Annotated in this window: 21 protein-coding genes and 2 CRISPR repeat arrays; of the genes, 2 read left to right on the forward strand and 19 right to left on the reverse strand. The window is 34.9% G+C overall.

The window, feature by feature from the left end; all coding sequences use genetic code 11:
* The first annotated feature begins 12 nt into the window (after positions 1-12).
* Entirely contained in the window at positions 13-1,872 is a 1,860-nt protein-coding gene (locus BLR62_RS03910; RefSeq protein WP_090793439.1) for a complex I subunit 5 family protein, read from the forward strand.
* 180 nt (positions 1,873-2,052) lie between these two features.
* Here BLR62_RS03910 and BLR62_RS03915 read toward each other — a convergent pair whose 3' ends face one another.
* From BLR62_RS03915 to BLR62_RS03995, 16 genes are all read right to left on the reverse strand, one after another.
* Positions 2,053-3,582 carry an FAD-dependent oxidoreductase gene (locus tag BLR62_RS03915; RefSeq protein ID WP_090793440.1) on the reverse strand — a complete coding sequence of 510 codons (1,530 nt, stop codon included), beginning with the start codon at positions 3,580-3,582 and terminating at the stop codon, positions 2,053-2,055.
* 426 nt (positions 3,583-4,008) lie between these two features.
* Positions 4,009-5,035: a CRISPR direct-repeat array (repeat unit 36 nt; unit sequence GTTTTGGGATCATTCAAAACAACATAGCTCTAAAAC).
* A 117-nt stretch (positions 5,036-5,152) separates the two neighbouring features.
* Entirely contained in the window at positions 5,153-5,812 is a 660-nt protein-coding gene (gene csn2, locus BLR62_RS03925; protein ID WP_176759204.1) for a type II-A CRISPR-associated protein Csn2, read from the reverse strand.
* Entirely contained in the window at positions 5,802-6,128 is a 327-nt protein-coding gene (gene cas2 / locus BLR62_RS03930; protein ID WP_245719388.1) for a CRISPR-associated endonuclease Cas2, read from the reverse strand. Before cas2 ends, csn2 begins: the two co-directional genes overlap by 11 nt.
* Before the next feature lie 11 nt (positions 6,129-6,139).
* Positions 6,140-7,012 carry a type II CRISPR-associated endonuclease Cas1 gene (cas1, locus tag BLR62_RS03935; RefSeq protein WP_090793450.1) on the reverse strand — a complete coding sequence of 291 codons (873 nt, stop codon included), beginning with the start codon at positions 7,010-7,012 and terminating at the stop codon, positions 6,140-6,142.
* Positions 7,013-7,014: 2 nt separating this feature from the next.
* Positions 7,015-11,028 (reverse strand): type II CRISPR RNA-guided endonuclease Cas9, encoded by a 4,014-nt coding sequence (gene cas9, locus BLR62_RS03940; RefSeq protein ID WP_090793453.1) that lies wholly within the window; start codon positions 11,026-11,028, stop codon positions 7,015-7,017.
* A 411-nt stretch (positions 11,029-11,439) separates the two neighbouring features.
* A CRISPR array of direct repeats spans positions 11,440-12,070; the repeat unit is 36 nt; unit sequence GTTTTGGGATCATTCAAAACAACATAGCTCTAAAAC.
* A 168-nt stretch (positions 12,071-12,238) separates the two neighbouring features.
* Positions 12,239-13,024 carry a CPBP family intramembrane glutamic endopeptidase gene (locus BLR62_RS03945; RefSeq protein ID WP_176759205.1) on the reverse strand — a complete coding sequence of 262 codons (786 nt, stop codon included), beginning with the start codon at positions 13,022-13,024 and terminating at the stop codon, positions 12,239-12,241.
* A 141-nt stretch (positions 13,025-13,165) separates the two neighbouring features.
* The gene (gene yaaA / locus BLR62_RS03950; protein ID WP_090793458.1) at positions 13,166-13,906 is read right to left on the reverse strand and encodes a peroxide stress protein YaaA; all 741 of its coding nucleotides are present in this window, start codon (positions 13,904-13,906) and stop codon (positions 13,166-13,168) included.
* 66 nt (positions 13,907-13,972) lie between these two features.
* Positions 13,973-15,460, reverse strand: a complete 1,488-nt coding sequence (locus tag BLR62_RS03955; RefSeq protein WP_090793461.1) for a phytoene desaturase family protein — start codon at positions 15,458-15,460, stop codon at positions 13,973-13,975.
* Positions 15,457-16,563, reverse strand: coding sequence for a glycosyltransferase family 2 protein (locus BLR62_RS03960; protein WP_090793464.1), 1,107 nt, complete (start codon positions 16,561-16,563; stop codon positions 15,457-15,459). Before BLR62_RS03960 ends, BLR62_RS03955 begins: the two co-directional genes overlap by 4 nt.
* Complete coding sequence (locus tag BLR62_RS03965) at positions 16,560-17,291, reverse strand: lysophospholipid acyltransferase family protein (RefSeq protein WP_090793466.1); 732 nt, start codon at positions 17,289-17,291, stop codon at positions 16,560-16,562. Before BLR62_RS03965 ends, BLR62_RS03960 begins: the two co-directional genes overlap by 4 nt.
* Positions 17,275-18,003, reverse strand: a complete 729-nt coding sequence (locus BLR62_RS03970; protein WP_176759206.1) for a carotenoid biosynthesis protein — start codon at positions 18,001-18,003, stop codon at positions 17,275-17,277. Before BLR62_RS03970 ends, BLR62_RS03965 begins: the two co-directional genes overlap by 17 nt.
* 149 nt (positions 18,004-18,152) lie before the next feature.
* Positions 18,153-18,671: a hypothetical protein gene (locus tag BLR62_RS03975; protein ID WP_090793473.1), complete on the reverse strand. Its 519-nt coding sequence runs from the start codon at positions 18,669-18,671 to the stop codon at positions 18,153-18,155.
* Entirely contained in the window at positions 18,672-19,709 is a 1,038-nt protein-coding gene (locus tag BLR62_RS03980) for a diguanylate cyclase domain-containing protein (RefSeq protein ID WP_176759207.1), read from the reverse strand.
* Positions 19,702-20,793 (reverse strand): cobalamin B12-binding domain-containing protein, encoded by a 1,092-nt coding sequence (locus tag BLR62_RS03985; protein ID WP_090793478.1) that lies wholly within the window; start codon positions 20,791-20,793, stop codon positions 19,702-19,704. Before BLR62_RS03985 ends, BLR62_RS03980 begins: the two co-directional genes overlap by 8 nt.
* Positions 20,794-21,053: 260 nt before the next feature.
* Complete coding sequence (locus BLR62_RS03990) at positions 21,054-22,277, reverse strand: peptidase U32 family protein (RefSeq protein ID WP_090793481.1); 1,224 nt, start codon at positions 22,275-22,277, stop codon at positions 21,054-21,056.
* Positions 22,278-22,295: 18 nt separating this feature from the next.
* Positions 22,296-23,219: a peptidase U32 family protein gene (locus BLR62_RS03995; protein WP_090793483.1), complete on the reverse strand. Its 924-nt coding sequence runs from the start codon at positions 23,217-23,219 to the stop codon at positions 22,296-22,298.
* 202 nt (positions 23,220-23,421) lie between these two features.
* Between BLR62_RS03995 and BLR62_RS04000 the strand changes: the two genes are divergently transcribed.
* Positions 23,422-23,703, forward strand: a complete 282-nt coding sequence (locus BLR62_RS04000; protein ID WP_090793486.1) for an acylphosphatase — start codon at positions 23,422-23,424, stop codon at positions 23,701-23,703.
* Positions 23,704-23,762: 59 nt separating this feature from the next.
* Here BLR62_RS04000 and BLR62_RS04005 read toward each other — a convergent pair whose 3' ends face one another.
* The 3 genes from BLR62_RS04005 to BLR62_RS04015 are packed head-to-tail and all read right to left on the reverse strand — an operon-like array spanning position 23,763 to position 24,830.
* On the reverse strand, positions 23,763-24,002 hold the full coding sequence (locus BLR62_RS04005) for a ferredoxin family protein (RefSeq protein ID WP_090793489.1): 240 nt from the start codon (positions 24,000-24,002) through the stop codon (positions 23,763-23,765).
* 30 nt (positions 24,003-24,032) lie between these two features.
* Entirely contained in the window at positions 24,033-24,578 is a 546-nt protein-coding gene (locus BLR62_RS04010) for a histidine phosphatase family protein (RefSeq protein WP_090793491.1), read from the reverse strand.
* Between the two features lie 48 nt (positions 24,579-24,626).
* Positions 24,627-24,830 carry a DUF6501 family protein gene (locus BLR62_RS04015; protein ID WP_090793493.1) on the reverse strand — a complete coding sequence of 68 codons (204 nt, stop codon included), beginning with the start codon at positions 24,828-24,830 and terminating at the stop codon, positions 24,627-24,629.

Genomic DNA, 24,830 nt, shown 5'->3' on the forward strand with positions numbered 1-24,830 from the left:
AGGAGGGAGAACATGAACATTACAAGAACAATGATCGAAGTTGCATTGCCGATTATATTATTAACGATCGGTTTGTTAGAAATCCTTCTCATTCCTTTTTTAGGTGAAAGACAGAAAAAGAGAAGATTCCGTAGGGTAACAGTTCGTATCGTTATCCTATTAACAACTTTAATTATGATTGTGATTTATCCAGAAGTTTTAAATCAACCAATGGAATGGCATATTGCGAATATATTTGGTAACGGGATTATTTTCCGAATTGATTTATTAAGCTTACTGTTCATGATTTTTGCAGGATTTATCTTTTTCGTTGTCAGCCTTCATACAGCAGTAGATATTAAAGGTTGTGGGCGAGAGAGAAGCTTTTATTTATTCTTTATGTTAACGTACATTTCAACAATTGGAACATTAATGGCTGGGGACTTATTAAGCTTTTTCATGTTCTTTGAAATTATGACGTTCTCATCATTTGTTCTAATGGTTCACCAGCGAGGGCAAAAAGTAATTGAAGCCGGTGCGACATACATCTACTTTGGGATTTTAGGTGGTTTGTCGATCCTTGCCGGTATTCTTGTCCTTTCCGCATTCACACAGAACTACGAATGGGTGACTTTAGGTGAGAAATTTGGTGAACTTGGTAATATTAAGTATGTATCAGCCGCGTTATTTATTATCGGATTTGGTATTAAAGCGGGTATGGCACCACTTCACCACTGGGTTCCTGTCATCTATCCTAAAGCCCACTTGTCTGTAAACGCGCTTTCATCTGGTATTTTAATGAAAGTGGGGGGATACGGGATATTACGCTTGATCGTATCTGTATTAGCATCAACAGAAGGGCAAAATGATGTCGTCGTTAATGCGATTACCGTATCTCTTGAAGACATTGGTGCTATCGTGATTTGGTTAGGTATTATTACGATGGTCGTCGGTGTTATATCAGCACTTGAACAAGAGAAGATGGTCCGAATGCTTGCTTATCATAGTGTTAGTCAAATGGGCTATGTCATTATGGGGATTGGTGTTGCCGCTTATCTCGGATTTGACGGAGCGATGGGCTTTGCCGGTGCTTTTTATCATATGATTAACCACGGGATCTTTAAAGGGCTACTCTTTTTAATGGCAGGTGCTGTCTTCTTTAAAACAAAAGAGAAGAACATGTATAAACTTGGCGGTTTGTATAAACAAATGCCATATGTTGCAACAGTCGGACTGATTGCTTCATTAGCCATTACAGGTATGCCTCTATTCAATGGTTATGCAAGTAAGACAATTCTTCACCATGCGATTGAAGAGGCGCATATTTATGGCCATCCTGGACTCGTTTGGGCTGAATATATCTTTACATTTGTTAGTGCTTGTACAGCAGCATCATTTATTAAACTGTACAGCCGTGTATTTTTAGGTAGTACACCGAAAAAATATCAGCATTTGAAAGAAGAATATAACTTAGGAACGATTGCAATGGGAATTATGGCTACTGTGATTTTAATCATCGGACTATTCCCGAATGCCTTGTTGAATCATTTTATTATTCCAGCAGCAAGAACATTGCATTTTGATGAATATTTCATCGACAACTATTTAGTAGGGATGGAATTATTCAATTCATATGATTTAACGAATATGATTATTGTCTATGCGTTAGGTATGCTGATTTATACAGTCGGTATGAAGTTTAATTTATTCCATATTCACTTACCAAAACAATTAGACTTAGAAAGTGATTACTATACACCGATCTATCAGAAGACAGGACGTTCATTTAATCGCTATGTACATGCGATTGAAAACTTCATTTCAAAATCTGATGTATTTATTTACGGGTCGATGTTACTTGTATTAATCCTGATGTTGTTGAATTTCTTATAATGATGAAAAGAGGAGGAGCTTATCCAAAAGACAATCAAGTCTTGGATAAGCTCCTCCTTAAAAATAATTTATCCTAGTTTACATAATATATATTATCGGAAGTTATATGTATAATTCAATCTCACATCTCATAAGTAAAGTATACTTAAGATAGTGAGATGAAATTAAAATTACAGTGCTTTATTTATCAATTTTTTTAAGGTTTGTTTTTGCTGGTCCATTTAACATTTCACCATCAATTGAAAATCTGGATCCATGACAAGGACAATCCCATGATTTTTCAACCTTATTCCAATTAACTTCACATTTCATATGTGGACACGTTGTATCGAGTTTACCTAGATTTCCATTTTGATCACGATAAACACCAATTCTTTTTCCGTTTTCTCGGATTACCATTCCTTCATTATTCTCTAGATCTATGTTATTTTCATCCATGTTACCCAATTTACCTTCAATCATATGTTTAGCTGTATCTGAGTTCATCTGAATAAAATGCTTTACATCTGGGTCAAAATCAAAGCGTGACGGATGAAATAATGACGCGTAAGGATTTTCTTTATCTAACAATTGATCAGAAAGCAATATACCGGCAATGACACCACTTGTCATCCCCCACTTTCGATAACCTGTCGCAACGAGCGCTTTAGGCTTACCATCTGTAATAGGCCCAATATACGGTAGTTTATCGACTGTTGTAATGTCTTGAGCAGACCAACGATGCATATAAGACTCAATACCGAATAGTTGATCGGTAAATAGCTCTAATGGCTTGTGATGATCAATAGATACTTTTTCATGTCCTGTTCGATGTCGTTCGCCGCCAATTAGCCAGACTTCTTCATCGTTATCTGTTGTTGATCGAATCGATCGTGTTGGTTCTTCGGCGTTAATGTACATGCCACCGGGAAATTTAGTATTCGTTTTAACAGCAATTAAATAAGATCTTTCTTGATACATACGAGAAAAATATAGCCCGCTTTTATCATGAAATGGATAATGTGAGGCCATGATTACATGTTCACACTCGATTTCTTTATTGGTGTTTGTTGTTATTGTGATCGTGTCTCCATAATCCATTTTGACAGCCGTTGTCTGTTCATAAATTTTAATATCTGCTTCCACAATCTTGTTTATTAAAGGTTTTAGAAATGCTAATGGATTAAACTGTGCTTGACCCTTCATAACTAAGGCCTTTTTGAACGGGATATCTAAAGGCATTTCCGTTACAAGCTCACCGTCAATTCCTAACTTTTTATATGCTTCATGTTCCTTATCTAAATTTTTCAATTCTTCTTCATCATTTGTATATAAATAAGCATCTTCTATACTAAATTGACAATCAAGTTGTTCCTTTTTAATCGTGTCTTCAATCCATTGTTTAGCATCCTTTGCTGCTTCATAATATTGCTTAGCTTTGTCTACACCAAAATGTTGGATCAGCTCATGATAAATCAAACCATGCTGCGCAGAAATTTTAGCTGTTGTATACTCCGTTGTTCCACTTAATATGGTGTTTGATTCAATTAATGTTACAGTAAATCCTTGATTTCTAAGTAAATATGCTGTTGTTACACCTGTTATCCCTGCACCGACAATGAGAATATCTGTTTTAATATCCTCTTTTAGTGGCTCAAAGCTAGGTAGAGACGTGTTGTTTTTCCAGTAAGATGATGTTTCTTTAGGTACTTGATAATTTTTATTAGCCATAATCCAGCCTCCTGTAAAAAGCTACCACTAGTATGGCCAAAGGTCTTAATATTATGTACAATAAATCAGTCATTCTTTAAACTTGATAAAAAGAAGGTATTTCATAAAAATTAATGAAATACCTTTTTAATTTAATACCATTTGAAATAGAGCTTAAGTAATAGAAACAACTATATTCTCAGTATAAAAGGAATAGCTATAATCAACACAATAATTATAACAAGTGTAAAATAAATAATATTTGTGATTTTAATGCCAGACTGAATTTGTTCTGAATTCATAGATGAACTATTCTTTATAATATTCACTATCTGAGACTTGATCATATAACCCGCAATAATCATAATGAGAAGAACAATTAAATGAAAAACATACATACCCATTACACCAAACATTTATGTACCTCTCCTCTCTTCCAGATATTTCAGTTTGGAATCATTTAAAACAACATAGCTCTAAAACTTGCTGACCTTATGAGAGATAAAGACGTACGTTTTGGGATCATTCAAAACAACATAGCTCTAAAACAAATGGCTTTATCTAGATAATGATGAACTTGGTTTTGGGATCATTCAAAACAACATAGCTCTAAAACGGAGTGTTTTAGAAGAACGATGGCTGCAAAGTTTTGGGATCATTCAAAACAACATAGCTCTAAAACCCTTAAAATTATTGATAGAGAAGAACAAGCGTTTTGGGATCATTCAAAACAACATAGCTCTAAAACACAGAAACGCCATCCTCATCGATCGAATAAGTTTTGGGATCATTCAAAACAACATAGCTCTAAAACATGATTCGAGCATTCTCACTGTCGACTAAAGTTTTGGGATCATTCAAAACAACATAGCTCTAAAACGGACGGCTCACACCTTCTGCGTAGCCTGGTGTTTTGGGATCATTCAAAACAACATAGCTCTAAAACAAATGGCTTTATCTAGATAATGATGAACTTGGTTTTGGGATCATTCAAAACAACATAGCTCTAAAACTTCAACAGCTTTTCAATATCCTCGTAAGTGTTTTGGGATCATTCAAAACAACATAGCTCTAAAACCCCTCATCAACATAAAACATTCTTTTTTCGGTTTTGGGATCATTCAAAACAACATAGCTCTAAAACACAAGTCGATTTTAATATTGATTTTAGAGAGTTTTGGGATCATTCAAAACAACATAGCTCTAAAACTAGTATAGTGATCGGTAATGCAATAAAAAAGTTTTGGGATCATTCAAAACAACATAGCTCTAAAACTTACAAGTAACTTTTTCAGATAATACAAAAGTTTTGGGATCATTCAAAACAACATAGCTCTAAAACTTGGTTTAACTGATGATATGGCGGAAGCTTGTTTTGGGATCATTCAAAACAACATAGCTCTAAAACGATAAATCGCAATCCAAAAACGAAGTCGTTGTTTTGGGATCATTCAAAACAACATAGCTCTAAAACCTCGCGGAAATAAATTTTAACGAAATTTCGTAATCGCGCTACTCGCTCATAGCAAAGCTTTAGTTTTGAATGATTGATTTTATTAATCTTTTAATTATCAAGGATCTTTTTCAATAATTATAACACATTCCCATAAGTTAAAAAGTAATCTTTATCAAGAATGTATTGAGTGGCACCCTTAACAACTCGTGGCTCAATTAATATTGATGTGATATCATTCAGCGATAAATATCTAATTGTTTCTTGTATTTCTTCTTTTGTCAAATACGAACAAACATTAACAAAAACAAGTAACTTCTTTTTCGATAGATATTTGAAAACTTGAATAATATCGGTGATTTTCTCATTAATTGATTCACTATTACTATTAATCTTAAGATTTAATGATTTAAATAAAGATTGCAGCGTCATATCCGATGTCTGTAAATCTAATTCATGATCCAAAATTTCATTACTAATAATATCGTTTAGAGACATCATCACTTGCTCAATTGCGGTTTTAATGCTCGGATTATCATTTAGATACTCTTCAAGATCTGTATAAATGTGTTTTAATACAGTTGTTGAATTTAATTCGAATGAAATTATGTCAGTAATAACAAGGATTTCTGACGCTTTAATTGGTTTATATTTTTCATCGAAGATCTTTAAATTACAATTTTCATAATCGTAAAATGATTTAACCATATTCGCAAATGTTTGAACTTCTTCAAGCACTAAAACTGTTGGTCGTTCAATTTTTATAGATTGCTCTAATATTGGAAAATTAAGTTTCATCATAATCTTCTCCTAAGTAAACAATACGATTATCAGAATTGGCAACAGAAGTATCACGATCTCCACTTAAATAGATCATTCTCGAAAACTGTTTTTCAGTTACAGTTAACAATGTAATTAAACCGGATTTAGGCGCATGACTTTCCAATCGTGTGATCATAGCCGATTTAGCAGATCCATTCAGTAGTAATTTACTGTAAACAGAGAATTGATGCATAATAAACCCTTCGTCTATAAGGAATTTTCTAAATTTACGGTAAAGCTTTCTATCTTTTGCAGTTTCTGTTGGCATATCGAACATTAGTAATATTCTCATATAACGATAACTCATATCTTGAATTCAGGGATCTCACATAAGTCCGCTTCACCGTTTAATACTTTAATTACTTTCTTTGTGTAATCTTGGACGATGTTGGTTAAATACATCTCCTGATACTTATAGACATAATTGTTCGTAAATAACGTGAATAATTCACGCTTGATTGATGGAAATTCCTTTTCTCTGTTTTCATATACAATCTGGTCAACAATCGGCCTGAATGGTTCCATAATGTCACTCGCAAGGTTAAAATCGTTAAATTGATTAGCGTGTTTAATCCCGAATTGCGTTAAACATCCAGATTTTACAATCTCTCTTGCAAATAAACTCATAATTAATGTATAACCATAATCTAGTGCTGCATTCACTACAGTTTGCAATTCTCTGGAAAAGGAGTTATTGAATAATGATTGGAAATATAAGCGAGCAGCATGTCCCTCTCGGTTCGTTGGATCAAATAGTTCTAAACCATCGTATAAATTTAATATAGATTGAGACTTTTCGTAATGTTCTAATTGACGGAGATAAAGGTGTTGATTATAAATTTTTTGCGAAATGACTTCCGTCCAAACTACTTTTCTCGTCTGTTCGTTCCAAAAAACTTGTTTTGATAATTGTAAACTACTATCATGCCTAGGGTAATATGGCATTAATTTAGCGGATGGTAATCGTTTATCATCACAAAATATAACAAGTATATTCTCATCCACTAGCCGTTTTAGTAGCATTGTTGTTAACGTAATATCAGTTGTTTCAAGTATTAAAATATCAATTTCTGATAAATGAATCACTTCTTGTTTCATTGATGTTTTAAATATTAGAGCATTGTTTTTATAGGCTAACTTTGAGTGTTGGTTAACTACAACAGTTCGCCATCCCATAATCACACCTCTTTTCGAGTTTCGTGTAATCCAGTTATGGATTGAAATACAATGGTTGCATCTAATAATTCTTTAATACTTGTGTACCTTTTTCGTTCAATGTTTGTACCAAAGAACTTAAACGTCGATGGAGCCCCCATACGATTTAAGTCCATTAGATTAATAAATGAGGTAGCTAGTTCCCCGACTTCAGCTTGATCAGATTTTTCAATATATAACTTTTTGATTTTCTCTTCGTTAGCAGATGCTAGTGTATACGCTGCGCTGAAGTTCAATACATGGTTCAACAATTCCGAGAAATGATGTCTGTTATCATTTAAATAGATTTCATAATCGACATTTTTAAATCCTGAATCAATATATCGATTACAATAGTGCAGTAATTTCATCAGGTGTGTAGGAATAACGAGCTGATTACCCTTCTGAGCCTCGTTAGCACTTGCTAATAAACGTTGTCTTCCGTTCTCCAATTCAAATAGTGAATATTTAGGGAGTTTGAATTTTAAGATAGAATTAACATAGCCTTTTTCTTCTAAATATTTCGTTTCATCAGCTTCAAAAATTGATTGATCCATGATGGTAATACCAATCATCTCTTTGACTTCTTTTTTCTTTTTCCCTTTTTCATGAGTGAAGATAATTGAGTAAGCGATGTTTGGACTATCAAATCCTCCATATTTTTTAGGATGCCACCCTTTTTTACGAGGGATCAATGAAGAAGATTCCCCTTTTGGTTGTACGGTTTCTTTTGAAAAATTACCCGTTTGAATCTCTACTTTTTTAACAATGTTTATCTGGTTATAACTCAATACACGTTTAATCTTTTCAACATGCATATTCATATCCCAAACGATTTCTCCGTTTTCATCAATAATTTGGCCTTCATGTTTGAATCTTTCGATTAAGTTCGAATAAAATTGCTTTTTTGCTGTCGCTTTATTCTCTTTAAACATATTGGTTTTACGATATTCACCATAAACGAAACCCGGTTCTAAATGAGGGTATACTTTGAGCAATAAGTTAGCTATAACCGCATTCAAATAAGCATCATGTGCATGATGATAATCATTAATTTCTCTTACTTTATATAGATCAAAAGCCTTTCTGAACTGATTTGTTAACGCTGATTTTAAAGGTATAATTTTTACATTATGGTTTTCTTCTGTATTCTGCTCATTATATCTTTCGTTTAAAATGCTTGAGACATGTTTAGTTATTTGTCTTGTTTCAACGAGTTGTCTCTTAATAAAACCAGCTTTATCATCTGCAGTCAGCCTACCTCTTTCAGCTTTTGTCAAATTATCAAATTTTCGTTTGCTAATCAGGTTTGAGCGATATAGAGATGACCAAAATGGTTTCATGTTCTTTACGACTTCAAGGGTAGGCACATCATCTGATTTCCCTCTGTTATCTTTAGATGAAACTAAGACTCGATTATCAATTGAATGATCAGTTGTAAAGCTTCTAGGGATAATATGATCGATATCATAATTTGATAAATTATTAATGTCTAACTCTTGATTACGATACATATCACGACCATTTTGTAAATAATACAAATATAAGCGGTCATTTTGTAAAGCATCTTGTGTAACAGGTTGTTTCTTGATTAAATCGCTCTTCATATCTTTTAAAGATTCTTCAACCCGTTTCAGGCGTTCTTTCGCATTTTTTTGACCTTGAGTCGTTGTTTGGTTTTCTCTTGCCATTTCAACTACAATCGCTTCTGGTTCATAGCCCATTATATAAACAATTTCATCTACTATTTTCAAACTTTGTAATATCCCTTTTTTTATAGCCGGGCTCCCTGGAATTTGATCAACAATGTCTTTCAATTTATCTGATTCTGTTTGGAGCCCTGCTGTTTCTATAATCTTCTTAAATGATAAATCAAGGTCATTAATCAACTGCATAAAATTACGATTAATATTTTTATTCGGTGCATCATCATCGATAAGATAGTCTAATATAGTTTTTTGTGTATGTTCATCTCTGATCCCATCAATTAACTTTTGGGAGAATCGTCCCCAACCTGTATAGTGACGACGTTGTAGTTTTTTTAAAATATCGTAGTCTAAAACATGTGAGAATTTTTGAAGTTGTTGACGAATCATTTTTCGATCTTCAAATACTGTTAATATTTTCACTATCTCTTCAAGTTCATTTTCATAATTGTCATTATCTAATACAGCCCTTGGAACACCTACCTTGATAAAATCATGATAAGTTTTTAAAGATGCATTAAATTTGTTCTCAATGCCTTTGATACTCGGGTTTTCTAATTGATATTCATTAATTAGAAAGTCTTCTAAATCTTTTTGAGATACCGTTCGTTTCTCTTTAAATAAATTCTCATATATTTCTTTCTTTTCATGACTTGAGAAATTGCACAACTTTCTTTGATCATTAACGTATTGAACTTTTGTTAACTCATTATATACATTGAATTTTTGAATTAAGAAACTATGTTTAGGTAATACTTTCTCGTTCGGTAAATACGTGTCATAGTTTGTCATCTCATTAATGAAGGATTCAGCTGAACCAATAAGGTCAACTTTTTCTTCTATGTTCCAAGGTCTGATCGATGTATCATCAAGACGTTTTATCCAAGCAAATTTGCTCTGTTCTTTTGCCAAGGGGCCTACATAATAGGGAATTCTGAATTTCAGTAAAGACTCGATTTTTTCTTGGTGATTTAAAAGATCAGGATAGTAAGCTGATTGTTTCTCTATGATCGCTCTTAGTTCTTCTAAATGTATCTGATGTGGGATCACACCATTATCGTAAGTACGTTGCTTTCTCAAAAAGCGTTCTTCATCAATTTTTTGAAGGAACATACCAGCTCCCTCTACGTTATCCAACTCTTTTTTAAGATATTTGTAGAAATCCTCTTCAGTAGTTTTACCTTCAATGTAACCTGCATATCCATTTTTTTTAGGGTTTCTGAAGAGATCGTAATAACGATCTGGAATATTTACTTTTATAAAATTCTTTAAAGCGCTTAAATCTTGTTTGTGTTCTTCATAGCGTTTGACCATTGAACTTGATAAAGAAGCGTTCGTTTTATCATCTGAAACACTAAGAATATCTGATAGCTCGATAGCGTCATGTGCATTTTTAGCTGCTAAAAACAGTTCTCGATAATCTTCACCTATATCTACCAATAACTCCTCTAGGTATTCCTCATATGTTTCTTTTGTCATGTTCAATTTTCGATCTTCTGTTAATGAGAAGACTTTTTTAAAACTACCTTGGTTACCTACAATCAATTTAAGGAATTGATGAAGCATTCCATTTCTCTTTTCCGTACCAAATTTATTTAATACATTTTCTGCGCGAAGACTACGTGACGTTTTCTCTGTTAGATCGTACTCTACTGATATGTCTTCACTTAATGGGTTAATATAACTACCATCATCTTGTAGTGAAAACATTTGATTATAATGGTTCAGAAAATCGGCAAATGTTTCTTCAACAGAAGAGTTTTCGGTATTTAATTCACCCTCGATTAAAAAATGACCCCGGTATTTAATAATATGCGCAAGGGCTAAGTAAACTAAACGAATATCAACTTGCTCATTTGAATTGGCTAAGTACTCTCTTAAGTGATAAATGGTCGGAAATTGTTTGTGATATGCATGTTCTTCATCAAGCGTTCCAAATATAGGATGACGATTATGTTCTTTATCAATCGGAACATAGAAGCTTTCGTTTAATCGATGTAAGAAATTCTCATCTACACGATTCAACTCATCCTTTAAGATAGACTGCAAATATTGAACTCGATTTCGACGACGGCGCAATCGGCGTCTAGTTGTTCTTCTAATCCTACGATCTTCAGCAGTCTCCCCTTCATCAAATAGACGGACACCCCAAAAGTTTTTCTTCATTTTCCCCTTTTCATGATCACCATTAATCTTCATACGTTTTCTAATCAAGTCATAGTCATCTCTTATGACGGCCCATCCAACACTGTTTGTACCAATGTCTAAACCGATCGTATACTTCTTTTTCATAGTGACACACTCCTTAAATTTTTATTTTTTATAAAAACACTTTTCAAAATAATTTTAATCTGCTACACTTAAGTTGTTGGGGTTATTCAACACAACATAGCGAGTTAAAATAAGGCTTTGTCCGAAATCAACTGAAATGTTGCGCTGTCTCGGCGCTTTTTCTTTGTCTTATAATGGATAAAAATGTCATAACTTAGAATGAAGTATGACTATGTATCTATATCTAACGTAACATATTTCCAACTTTTTTGAAATATATTTCAAATTATTAGGTCGTTTTTCAACATTTATATAACAAAAAAGACATGAGGTGTTAAAAATCTCATGTCTTTTTCTGATATAACTTAAAATTGTTATTTTATAAACACATAATCATCCAACGTAACATTTAAATTACATAGAAACAGTATAGTTTTGGGATCATTCAAAACAACATAGCTCTAAAACTAGTTTTCGTACACTTACGTCATAATTTATGTTTTGGGATCATTCAAAACAACATAGCTCTAAAACACAAAAAACATTAAGGAGTAAACACATGTGTTTTGGGATCATTCAAAACAACATAGCTCTAAAACTTTAGTAAAATCTCATCATTTACATGATCAGTTTTGGGATCATTCAAAACAACATAGCTCTAAAACAACGATTTGAAAAAATAAACAGATAAGCGCGTTTTGGGATCATTCAAAACAACATAGCTCTAAAACGAATTTAAAGAATTACTACAAGCCGTATTTGGTTTTGGGATCATTCAAAACAACATAGCTCTAAAACCTATTATCTACTCCATATAAAAAATCTTTGGTTTTGGGATCATTCAAAACAACATAGCTCTAAAACTGTTCTATCTAAGGTTTAAACGTGAAGGTGAGTTTTGGGATCATTCAAAACAACATAGCTCTAAAACTGTTAAAATACCAAACAAAACTAACAAAGCGTTTTGGGATCATTCAAAACAACATAGCTCTAAAACCCTTTCAATTAAAACAATTATTCATAAAATGTTTTGGGATCATTCAAAACAACATAGCTCTAAAACCTCGCAGAAATAAATTTTCGCGAAATTTCGTAATCGCGCTACTCGCTCATAGCAAAGCTTCAGTTTTGAATGACTTATTTTTATTAATCATTTAATTCTCAAGGACCTTTTCAATAATTATAACACATCTTCAAAAGTTAAAAAGTAATCCTCATTAATATTGTTTTGTTACCTACATTTCTTTTTTTCAAATAAATAAAGTACGAACGTCATAACGAAGATCAGGACAATCAGATAGATGATAATACCTGCATTGACTTCCATTGGGATGCCAAAGCCAAGATTACCAAATGCATTGATTCCAGCATGCAATAGAATAGCTAAAAGCACGCTTTTCGTTTTGTGAACGATCAACGTCAAAATGAGCGAATAAACGATTGTTGTCAGTAAGTAGGTTGAAAAATCGTAATGATAATGGGCGAAGACATCAATTAAAAATAGTGGTCCATGCCAGACACCCCACAATAACCCAATAACGACACCTATTGTAGGGAGTGAGAATTTTTTTGACATGTTATCTTGTAAAATGCCTCTCCACCCCAACTCTTCCATACCACCTGCAAAAATCATCACACCAAACGCCAGCGGAAATGCAATAAGCTGTCCGATTTCTATTTCAGGATTCCACCAGCCACCGTGATGAATGATATTCGCAACAAAACCGATTAACAAAGGTGAAAGCAAGCTGATCGGCCACCAAATCCAATTGACTTTATGTCGGTATACACTTTCCCAGTAATCTTTTTTCTCTTTTTCAGTATACATTTTATGTACCATAAATATTGCAGCAAAAGCAGGTGCGCCACCACCAATAATACCTAGCGCATTAAAGGGGAAATCATCCCACTCTATGGAAGTTGTTTCAAGTAAATATGCAATGATACCATGTGATACATACATTAATAAAAATGTGAGCATTAGAAATAGCCAAATTCTTTTTGTATTTTTAGTCATCAAAACCCTCCTCTCAGAGATCATATCAAATATGAGTGAAATTACAAGACATTTATGTGAAATTATGAACAAAATGCATAAAAAAACATGCGATACAATCATCACATGTTTTCTCTGACCCAATTTATTAAATTCTTGACTTTATTGTTTTATAAACACATATTCATCTTTCGTTGAGTGTTCTTCACTAAACTCAAAATCTAAGTGATTGAAAGCTTTTAATGCTTCTGGTTCCTGTACTTGATTTTCAGCCATAAAACGAACCATCTCACCTCGAGCCATTTTCACTAACGTACCTTTTTCTTTCACTTTTCCATCTTTCAATTCTCCAAACTTACATCGTATGATCTGAGCTTGTTCGTTGTATTTCGTGATCGTTTTACTATATTCTTCCGATGCTAGGTTAATAATCGTATCTGTTTCACTAAAGATTTGTTTGGCTAATTGATCACCCCAAAAAGAATAAACTGATGGATACGTTTCATGATTCAATTTAGCTTGCATTTCTAAACGATAAGGCACTACACCATCAAAGGGGCTTAATATGCCATAAAAGCCTGAGAGGATCCTTAAATGCTCTTCTAAGTAATCATAATGAGCGGTTTCTAACACGCTAGGTGCCATATGCTGATATTGAATACCTTCATATGCGAGGATCGCTGGAGTAAGATTTGAACGGAGCTGCATATTTTGAATGCGTTCATAGTTTAATGTCGTAATCTTGTCGCTCGCTTTCCAAATCTTTTTCAATTCATCGTAAGTCAATGTTTGCAAATGGTTAAGTAAAAACTCGGTTTGATCAATAAATTGTGGTAACTGGTTGTGAGTGAAGCTGTCATTGTCTATATTCATTTTCTTTGCTGGTGAAATTATAATTCGCATAAGAACCACCTTTCTATCTTTCTGTCCATCTAACTTAATATAGCAATCTAAGCAACGTATGAAAAGTTAAGTATCTGTGTGAATCGTCCCGTATATTCCAATGATATCGCTTGCGACCAATTGCCCCGATAACGTTACCATCGGCGTCCCCCCACCTGGATGTGTTGAACCTCCTGCGAAGTAAACATTAGATAAGACAGGATCTTTGTTTTCAATTCGGAAGAAGGCTTGTTTAATAGTATTTGAAGACAAGCCATAGAGTGAACCTTTAAATGCACCTGTGCGCGTTTCAATGTCTTTAGGTGTCATACAATACTGTTCATCAATTCGTGTTGATAAACCGTCTAAACCGTATGACTCTAATTGATTGATAACACGCTGCATCATTTTTTCTTTCGTTTCTTCATTCCAAGTCAAGTTAGAACTTAAGTAAGGTGCATTGATCAATATAAATAAATTACCTCCGCCTTCTTTTGCTCTTTTTGGTTCTGAAACACTCGATTGACAAATATAAATCGTCGGTTCTTCTGGTACTTGTTTATCCTTGAAAATCGCTTTAAATTCCTGTGTGTATTCTTTAGGGAAAAAGACATTGTGATGTTCCAATTCTGGATAGGTTTTGTTGATCCCTAAAAGCATCGCAAATCCTGATAAAGAGACTTCTTTTTTCTCTAATTTTCTATTTAGTGGATGATGCTTTAATAAGTTTTGATAAACTGTTAAGGCATCTGCATTGAAGACAACATAATCCGCAGCAAATGTTTGACCGTTTGCTTGAACACCCACAATTCGATTCCCTTTTTGTATCGTGTTTTCTACTTCATGCTCCATAAAAAATTCAACCCCAAGTTCACGCGCTAATCGTTCAAATGCACGGACAATTTGATAGCTGCCCCCTTCTACTCCCCAGATACCTTGTCCACCTTCAAGGTGCGCCATCATTCCAAAAATCATAGGGGCTTGATACGGACTTGAACCAATGTAAGTTGCATAACGGTTAAACAACATGCGTGTGTTTGGATGTTCAAAGTAGCTTTCAACTAAAGTATTTAAGGTCGTTAAAGGTTTAATTTTAATAAAGTCTTTTAGTAAAGAAGGGGATAACTTGGTGCTCAGAGGATACATTAGCTGACTAAAAAACTGCCTATCACTAATCGTATATAAGCGCTTTGCTTCATCTAAGAATAATGGATAGTTGTTGGCATCCGCTTCAGAAAAAGCACTTATCTGCGTTTGTACATGCTCCACATCATTCGAAAAGTCAACGACATGACCATCCTTGAAAAAGTTACGCGTCCCTTTTTCAATCGGATAGAACGTTAAGTAGTCTTGTGGGTCTCTACCTACAGATTTAAACACATTGTCAAATACATGCTTTAACGTGATAGTACTCGGTCCTAAATCAAATTGATAATCACCTAATTCAACTGAACACAATTTACCACCACACGATTCTTCTTTTTCCAATACCGATACGTCAAATCCGTGATGAGCTAATTTAATCGCAGCACTTAAACCACCTAAACCAGCTCCGACAACGATGACCTTTTTCAACTATAACGCCGTCCTTTCCAATTGTATCCCTGCTTTGTTAAGCTTCTGATCATCGAATCAACACCAATTGCGATAAACAGTAACACACTAATCGGCATGAGAAAGCTAATCCAAAACGGTACTTTATTTGTTACATCAATAAGCATTTTGATAATGACGCCTAAGAGGTATAATAAAGCAATCAGTGTCAGCGATGCTTGTCCAATAAACATTAACGGTAAAATAAACAATACAAAATAATAGACCATGACGACCACTAATAGAAAGACGCTTCGATTGACACCAGCGAACATATTTTTTTGATAGCCCAACCAGACTGAACGAAAACCATGATACATACGCATCGAAACGATGTCATCGACCTTCAATAGCCTCGCCGGATCATTTGATTTTTTAATGAGCTTAAAGAGTTCCATATCGTCAACTAATGACGACTTAATCGCTTTATGCCCCCCGCTGTTCTGATAACTCGCCTTCTCTACAGCAATAAATCCACCGTGAGCTGCAGCAAATCGATAATCCTGGCGTGTCTGCACCCATTTGATCGGTAAATGTAACATAATCGTGACCATCATCATCGGGACGACTAATTTTTCAATTAGCGTTTTAGTTATTTGACGTGGAAAACCAGATACAATTCCTTTTTGTTGTTGATCTAGTACAGGTAATAGTGATGCAATCGCATGTTCTTCAATTCTCGTATCCGCATCTAAAAATAAAAACCAGTCACCGGATGCTTCTTGAGATAATTGATAACATGCGAAGGATTTGCCGAGCCAATCTTCTGGTAAGCTTTTTCCGTCCAATACTTTAAGTTTGTCTTGTTTATTTTGCCAATCATCTAAAATTTCAGATGTTTGATCGGTTGAGTGATCATTTAATACAATCACTTCATATGGCATTTTGCTTTGTTTAAACACATGTGTAAGGCATGCGTCAATATTGGCCTCCTCATTTCGAGCAGGAATCAATACACTAACTTTTAAATGAGAAGTTGAATCATCATGCTGAGGGGCACCTATAAAATAGCGTTTATTCCACAGAACTAATATCAACTGTAAGACCAATAAAATACTAATGACTATCAAAATAGCTTCGATCATTTAAACACCTTCTTTACGCGATCTAACCAATCACTAATTGACGAACTTTGTTTTTTCAATTGGATTAGATCCTCTCTTTTATGGTAGTTTATATCATTAACAATGGCTTTTTTATGTTCTGTATATTGTTTCGTTAAGACCGCTTCAAAATAAGAGGTCCATTCACTTCGAGAACGTTCTTGATTTTTCGCTAAAACTGGATCCCCTGCTTTGATCGATAGAACTGGTTTTTGTTCTTCAGGAAAGTAATAGTGAAAAGTAATCGGTTTAACAGTTACTGTTCCTCTCATTTTAATAATACGACCGATCCCCTTTTCAAATTGATAAGGTAGCTTTTCTTGGTGTTCGACTTTTCCTTGGGGGAAAATCCAAACGGGATGCCCCTGATCAAATAGTTTATCCATATACTGAAAGGTTTGAATTAAGTCCCTCGGTTTACGGCGATTAACACTAAATGCGCCTAATTTTCTAAAAAAAGGATAACTTGTTAACCCCTCTTCATCCATCATCACATAGTGATCCTGTTGCGATAGACTTTCTGTTAAATAATAGAGCATGAGCCCATCCCACCAGGAGCTGTGGTTGATGATATAGATAGTCGCCTCAGGGGTTGGAACATCTAGCGCGCCTTCAAATGTGACCTTTCCGAAGTGTTTTTTGATTAATACACGTTTTAAGTAAGCGTAAAAGACCCGTCTAAACATGGGGCGTTTATTTGCGGGTATCATAACGAAACTTCCCTTCAGCAAGAACGATGAATGCTAGACTCATGATGAAAATCGAGATCACACCATGCGTCACAGCGAGTGATCCGAATAATAACAACATCAATTGATAAACAAATGTGTTCACCCGGTGCATCCTAAACGAGCGTTTATACAACGGGAACATATAACTGAGTAACGCACCTAGTATAAACCACGTTATAAAATTCGTTAATGGAATATCATAATAACTAAATGTCCCTGGATTATACCAAGTCCAATACCCCTCTAGAACTGCGACTGGATCAAGGATTAAGTCAATAATGACAATCCATAAGCCCGTTTCGAGTGCGCGTTTTGTTTTATTACTTTGGGTGGACATGATCAGTGAATTAAATAAAACACCGACCCACGCGAGCGCAATTGTAAATGGAACACCAGCGACAAGTGGACCAAGTATATTAGAATAACTGTATTCGCCGAACGGAAAGCCTGTTTCAACGCTTAAAATTTCAACAAAGAACGTCGATAATGCAACAACGATGGACCCAATCACTAATGGTTTCCATCTGCCTTCTTTTTTCCAAATTAACTCTACTAAACTTAAAGAATAAAAGATTAAAAAAGCAGGCTTTGAAAAAGCTAATCCTTCCGGTACAACAAAAAACACCTGTAGAATAAAGCCAATCGCATACCAAAAGAAAAATATCGGCAATAAAATAGGTTTGTTTCTCATAAATAATCCCCCGCTATGTATATTAAATGTATCGTGCATAGCGTACTATACCCGATAGTTATGACGCTTAACCATTCTTAAGATTGAATCAAACAAACGATAACTATTAAACATTTCTATTAAAAATCAGCCCATAAATGAGCTGATTTTTAAAATAGCCGCTGATGAGCTAATCTCTTTTTTAGTTGATAAATGATCGTAAGTTGGCATCCTACAATAAATATCGATTCAAGAAAGATGATCGCAACGTATATGCTGATTATATGGTTACTAAGCTCTAGCATCATGGAATGAATGGGCACTTGAAATAACCACTCTGTTAACATCAAACTAACGATCAAACTAAACATGACAGAAACGATCGTTAATGCAAAATGAGTTTTAGTTATTTTTCGTGAGAATAGTGGTTTGTAAAGGTTAGTGAGCAGGATATAGGTTACAGCGAATATCAGCTGTGTTTGTGCCACTAATAGAACGACGATAAGAAAAGCCGTCATTAAAATCCGCTTCATTAATTTATTTTGACTAAAATATGCAAGAATAACCGGTATAAGGATAAAAGATACAATACTAGTCGTACCTCTGAACAATACTAGACTTATAATAGTCAAAGCTAATCCAATACTCGCATGGATTAATTGATTCGTCCGTGATATACAACTAGTCATCTATAAACTTCCCCGATTTCGGGATGATTTTTGATATAGGATTGCATCGAAGCATTCAAATGTATGTTTCCCCTTTCGCTTAGCTTGATACATAGCAAAATCAGCAAAATCAATTAACTGATACACATGATTAGCATCTTGGTTGTAAACGGCTAAACCTGCACTGAAATGAATCTGAAATTCATGAGAGCCAATCTTGATTGGCTCATTAAAGAGGTGTTGATCTAAGTACGACCAAACCGATTCCATCTCAGCATTTGTTACAGAGGAATAGCCGTGTCTATAAACACCAAACTCATCTCCTGAAATGCGCATCACGATTGTATCAGATCGGTCGAGGGTTTTGAGACGTTTTGAAAATTCAATTAAATATTGATCGCCCATTTGGTGACCGTATTGATCATTAATTTGTTTAAAGCCATCAAGGTCAATAAAAACAAAGATCCCTTTGGCATGTGGATCCTGGTTTATGACCCGTGTCATTTCACTCTCGTATTGATAACGACCAATTAAACCTGTTAATTCATCTGTAACTAAGCGATTGTTAAGTTTATTATTCACTTGTGTTAAATGTTGATTTGCTTTCGCTAATTGACGTTGTGTATTAGTAAGGTCGTTATTTAAACGTTGAATCTGTTCAAACTGGGCTCTCATAATATGTTCAGTATTCGTGTTTAGCTGTTCGCTCTCTCCTAAAATTAAGTTGAAAAAAGGTTGTAGCATAACGGCTACAGCTACTGTTTCGTTTTTAGATTCCGTACCGTACAGTAATACTTGTTCCCCGCGCACCAGAACATATAATGAAATCCATGTGTCTGGTGCGATTAAACGAATAGAATGAGCCTCAATCACTTCATTTGGATGTTTGATCGCTTCATTTAAAGCATTTTCTACAGCTAGATACGATTCATGATGAAAAAAGTGACTAGCTTTTGTTTGAATCGGTGACAATAAATAGACAGGAGATTGCCAATACGTCTTTATAAAACTCAATTGATGATCTGCTTCAATTAAAAAAGAGAGCAATTGTTCATTCACTCGCACCACCTCCAACATCATCAACGCTATCATTTGCCCAAGCGATGGTTGTTCTTGCATCTGTTGAATAAAAATCAACAGGCCACCTTTCCCATAATCGATCGGTGTAACTAAATGCTTGTCCACCTACTGCAATGTTAAGTGTTGGATATTTAGTTCTTACCTGATTAATGACCGCCTCACAAATCCCCAAATATGGCGGCATCGTTACAGATAATGCGAGTACATCTGGTTTATGTGTATCAATGGCTGAGAGAATTGAATCTTGAGATAGTGATGATCCTAAATAAAATGTATCCCAACCATCGTACTCAAATAGATCTGACAACATGCGTATGCCTAACTCATGAAGCTCATCTCCTATAGTGCATGAAACAAGCGTATGATTTTTGCGAGGCATTTGAAATATGTCATCATAAAACTTCGCCATAACATTTTGCGTCACCGATGTTGCAAAGTGTTCACGATCAACTGTAATGTCATTCTGGTGCCATAAAACACCAATTTCATGCATCGTTTTCTTCAAAATAGACTCATATATAATTGGAATTGAAATACCGTCATGATAAGCGTTTTGAATCAATTCATGTGCACGTTCAATGTCACTACATAATAGTGCGTCTAAATAATCTCGTCTATATTCATAAAAAGGGCCTTCTTCAAATGAAGTAGACACCGCTACATTTGTTACGGCAGCTCTTGTTACCTCCGATGCAGCTTTAAGATATGCTTGTGCTAATTCTTTCTCTGAGTCAGTTAATAAGTCTGTCATCATTAAGGTTTTTGATAATATCATATAATGATCAATCATTTGTTGCATAATTCGATCACGATCTAGATCGGGCATGAGATGCGTTAACAGTTCATATAACCAAACGGCGTAATGTTCAAATATATCCTTATCTTCAAACTGAATGGCAGTCATAAGAAAGCTAATATTGTATACCACATCGTCATACATCGCTTTTTGTCGACGTTCATTCATTTCTTCATATAATTGTGGGTCCATCTTAAACTGCTCTTTAAACACGTATTGTGCTATTTTAATAAATGATGGATCCGTATAATTTGTTAACAGACTCATGGTGTTGCCTCCGATAGGTGTGGTTAATTCATTGAAAGCCAATCATCTACAAATGGCTAACTTAACTAAATGTAATACACTTTAATTAATAATTCAACTAACATGTTGTATATTACATTCGTACTAACATTACACGAGTATGAAAAGCCATTCATACTTTTAATAATTCAAGTAATAGGCTTATTACTTAAAAAATAAACAACCGGATGATAATAGATTTTCTATTATCATCCGGTTGTTGTGGTCGCATTTTAGTTTTTTTATTTCTGTTTACGCATCATATCTAAATAATGAACAGGGTGATCTATTTTCACTTTTGTGATCATCATCGCATGTTTGGCACGCTCAATCGGTTCGCCTGTTTCATCATATAACTCAACAATCGTTTGTTTAAAACGTTTAAAATTCGGACCGAAAAATTCGACTTCATCACCAACACCAAAGTTATTTCGTTGTTGAATCGTTGCAAATTGTGTTTCTGGATCATAATCTAACACAAGACCCGCAAAATCGTATTTTGGCAAACGTTCAGGGCGACCGTATAATTGATCTTTGTGCGTTGGTTCGCCGTAGTAAAAGGCTGTTGAAAGATTTCGTTGGGCTGCCTTCCAAATCTCATCAACCCATTCTGAATTGAGCTCAAATCCTTCTGGGTCTTCGAAGTAGGCATCAATAATTTTACGATATACATTAACGACAGTCGCAACATAATGAATACTTTTCATTCTTCCTTCAATTTTTAAAGAATCGACACCTGCTTCAATTAAGTCAGGTAAGTGTTCGACCATACTCAAATCTTGTGAGCTCATCGTGTATTTTTCATCATTCTCATCCGATATGTCAACAGTACCATCTGTGCCATCTTCAAATAAGTCATATTTCCAACGACAAGACTGGGCACATCCACCTCGGTTTGCATCTCGAGATGTCATATGATTGGAAAGAACACAACGCCCTGAGTAGGAGATACACATCGCACCGTGAATAAAGGCTTCGATTTCAATATCAACGTTTTCTTTAATCTCTTTTATTTCTTCAACCGAAACTTCACGTGCCAACACAACACGTGGCAAGCCTTCATTTTTCCAAAATTCAGCTGTTTTCCAGTTCGTCACAGAAGCTTGTGTACTAATATGCACTTCCAAGTCCGGTGCAGCTTCACGACAAGCATCAATCAAGGCTGGGTCTGCTGCGATCACAGCTGAAATGCCCACTTCATATAACTTCTTAAAATACTCATGTGCTCCGTCCAAATTTTCATTATGTGCTATGATATTCGTCGCAACATACACTTTTGCACCGTATTGGTTGGCAAATTCAACACCTTCAGCCATTTCATCAAACGTAAAGTTACCCGCCTTTGAACGGAGACCGAATTGACGTCCACCAATATAGACAGCATCTGCACCGTAGTGTATCGCAAACTTTAATTTTTCAAGATTACCTGCTGGTGCTAGTAGTTCTGGTTTTTGTTTTGTTGTCATCTCACCCGTACTCCTTAATTAATAAATCTGTTCTTTAAAATAAAATCCTGTATTTAACCTACGATCGTTTGGTTGAATTTGATAGATGCGTTGTTTCCAGCCACTCTTCTTCTGTTGATATGCTTCAGGGTCAGCTAAGTACGTATCGATCGCTTCACGATAGATGGCTACAATTGCTTCATTATAGTCTGTTTCTTTTAAAATTCCCTCTATTTTTAAACCATCAATTTCGGCGTCTAAAATAATGTCCAAATGATCGATCATCATAAGATCCTCATTACTCATAATGTGCGTCCCATTTTTGTCTTCAAAAATAGGATAATGGGTGTCTTCTTTCCGATCTTCTTTAATAAAACGCTTTTGATCAGGATCATAATATTGACCCACATGGTCATAATAGTTCTGTACAAGACGGCGTTTAGATTGAAAGATGTTCGTCATACCATGAATTTGAATGTCAATTGGAAAATCGACCTGTTCTTTTATCTCCCTAACAGCGTCTAGCGACAACTCATTCGACAGTGTTGCACGCGATAAGCCACGCTTATGCCAAAACTTAAGTGTTTGGTAATTGGTTGCAAGTGTCGATGGATGCCAGTTAATGCTTAGTGAAGATCCGATATCTTTTATGACTTGATAAATCGCTTGATCACCTGCCACAATTCCATCGACATTGATGGACTCGAGTTGCTTTAAATAACTTGGCAATGCTTTTAAATGCTCATTATGATAGATCGCATTCACCATCACATAAATCTTTTTATTTTGTGCCTGTAAATGCTCAGTCGCTTGTTTAATTTCATCAATTGTCAAATCACCACTTGCTCGATTCGCAAAATCTTGATGACCGACATATATACTATCCGCACCTGCATCAGACAAACGAAACAGTTCATCTAAATCTTTTGCGGTGGCTTGTAATTCTGGTTTATATTGATTCATATTTGATTCACCTCTAAAGACAGTCTAAGACATATTATGAAGCATCGAATGAATTTATCAGTGATAAATATCACACTTTTTGATACTTTTTCGTATATTTTTATATTTTTCGTTTTGACGTGAACTTTTGTGTTGTGTTTTATTTTAAAAATTTGAGGGTAAATGAATTTATATCATGCTATTTGTTAAGAGGGGGATCGTTATGTCAGAATTGAGTGCACATTTACTTGTCTCAGGCCGTGTTCAAGGGGTTGGATTTCGCTTTACAACTCAGCAAAAAGCAAATGAAATCGGTGTTGTTGGTTGGGTGAAGAACAATCCAGACGGTCGAGTTGAAATTGAAGTTGAAGGCGATGTTGAATCTGTTTATACCTTTATTGATGCGATAAAAGCAGGGCCTAGTCCAAGTGCTAAAGTTGAAGATGTTGATATTGACGTGTCTGAGGAGATAACAGGATATCGATCATTTAAAATAACAAATTAATAACCGACCTAAAAACGAAAGTCGTGTGGAAAGGAATCCACACGACTTTTATCATCAAATTAACTATCTTCAAAGAAACGACGGTTAAGCGAAATGTATTCATGTTCATCTTCTGGAACTTCATCTTCCATGAAGATCGCTTCAACCGGACATACCGCTTCACAAGCTCCACAGTCAATGCAAATATCCGGATCGATATAAAACATATCGTCCCCTTCTTCTATACAATCAACTGGGCATACTTCAACGCATTCTCCAGCCTTTTCCCCAATACATGGTGATGTAATAACAAATGCCATGATGATTACCTCCTTATAATTATGTGTATCTTACCAAATATGTTCAAGTTGTATCTGTTCATCCTCATGTTCAATAATAAATACATCAGGATTTTTAAGTAATCGCCATTGTTTAAAGCCATAATCAGCTTCAAAGTGATTAAGTAATAGCATAAGTAAATTGCCATGTGTCACGATCGCAATTGTTTCATGTGACGGGTCATTGATCGCTTCATTGATGACGGCTAATCCTCTTCCGAGTGCCTCATTAGAGGATTCACCACCAGGTAGTCGATAGTCTAAATCTTCAAATGATGCTTCGACAACATCTAACCAATCATCTACAGGTTGATCACTTAAAATACGCTCATTTAGACGAGCATCTGTTTCGATCGATTGTTCGTTTAATAATGCATAGGGTTTAATGGTTTCAACCGCTCGCATACTAGGACTTGAGATAATACGATCTATAGTTAAATCGTGTTTTTTAAAAAACTCAGATAAACGGCGTGCTTGGTTAACCCCATTATTTGTTAAAGGGGAATCAGTATGTTGCCCATCTGATTGACAGTGCCGAACCAAAACTAGCTTTTTCATTATTAGATCATCTCCCACCTACGGATTATATGTGCGATCTATTGCTATTTACTTTTCGACGAAATAATCTTTTTTATAGCCACCGATGCGGTTAGAGTTATCGATGATGAAATAAAATTCATCGGTTTCATTTTTAACAGGATATGACTTTCCTGGTGTTAACATCGTGTCGACGATAAACTTCTTCGCATCAGCATGTACACATTTGATTGTCTTAATGGTCTCTTTTTCTTCCCAAAATGTGTGAAGCAA

The organism is Pelagirhabdus alkalitolerans (genome assembly GCF_900096905.1).
GTDB lineage: Bacteria > Bacillota > Bacilli > Bacillales > Amphibacillaceae > Pelagirhabdus > Pelagirhabdus alkalitolerans.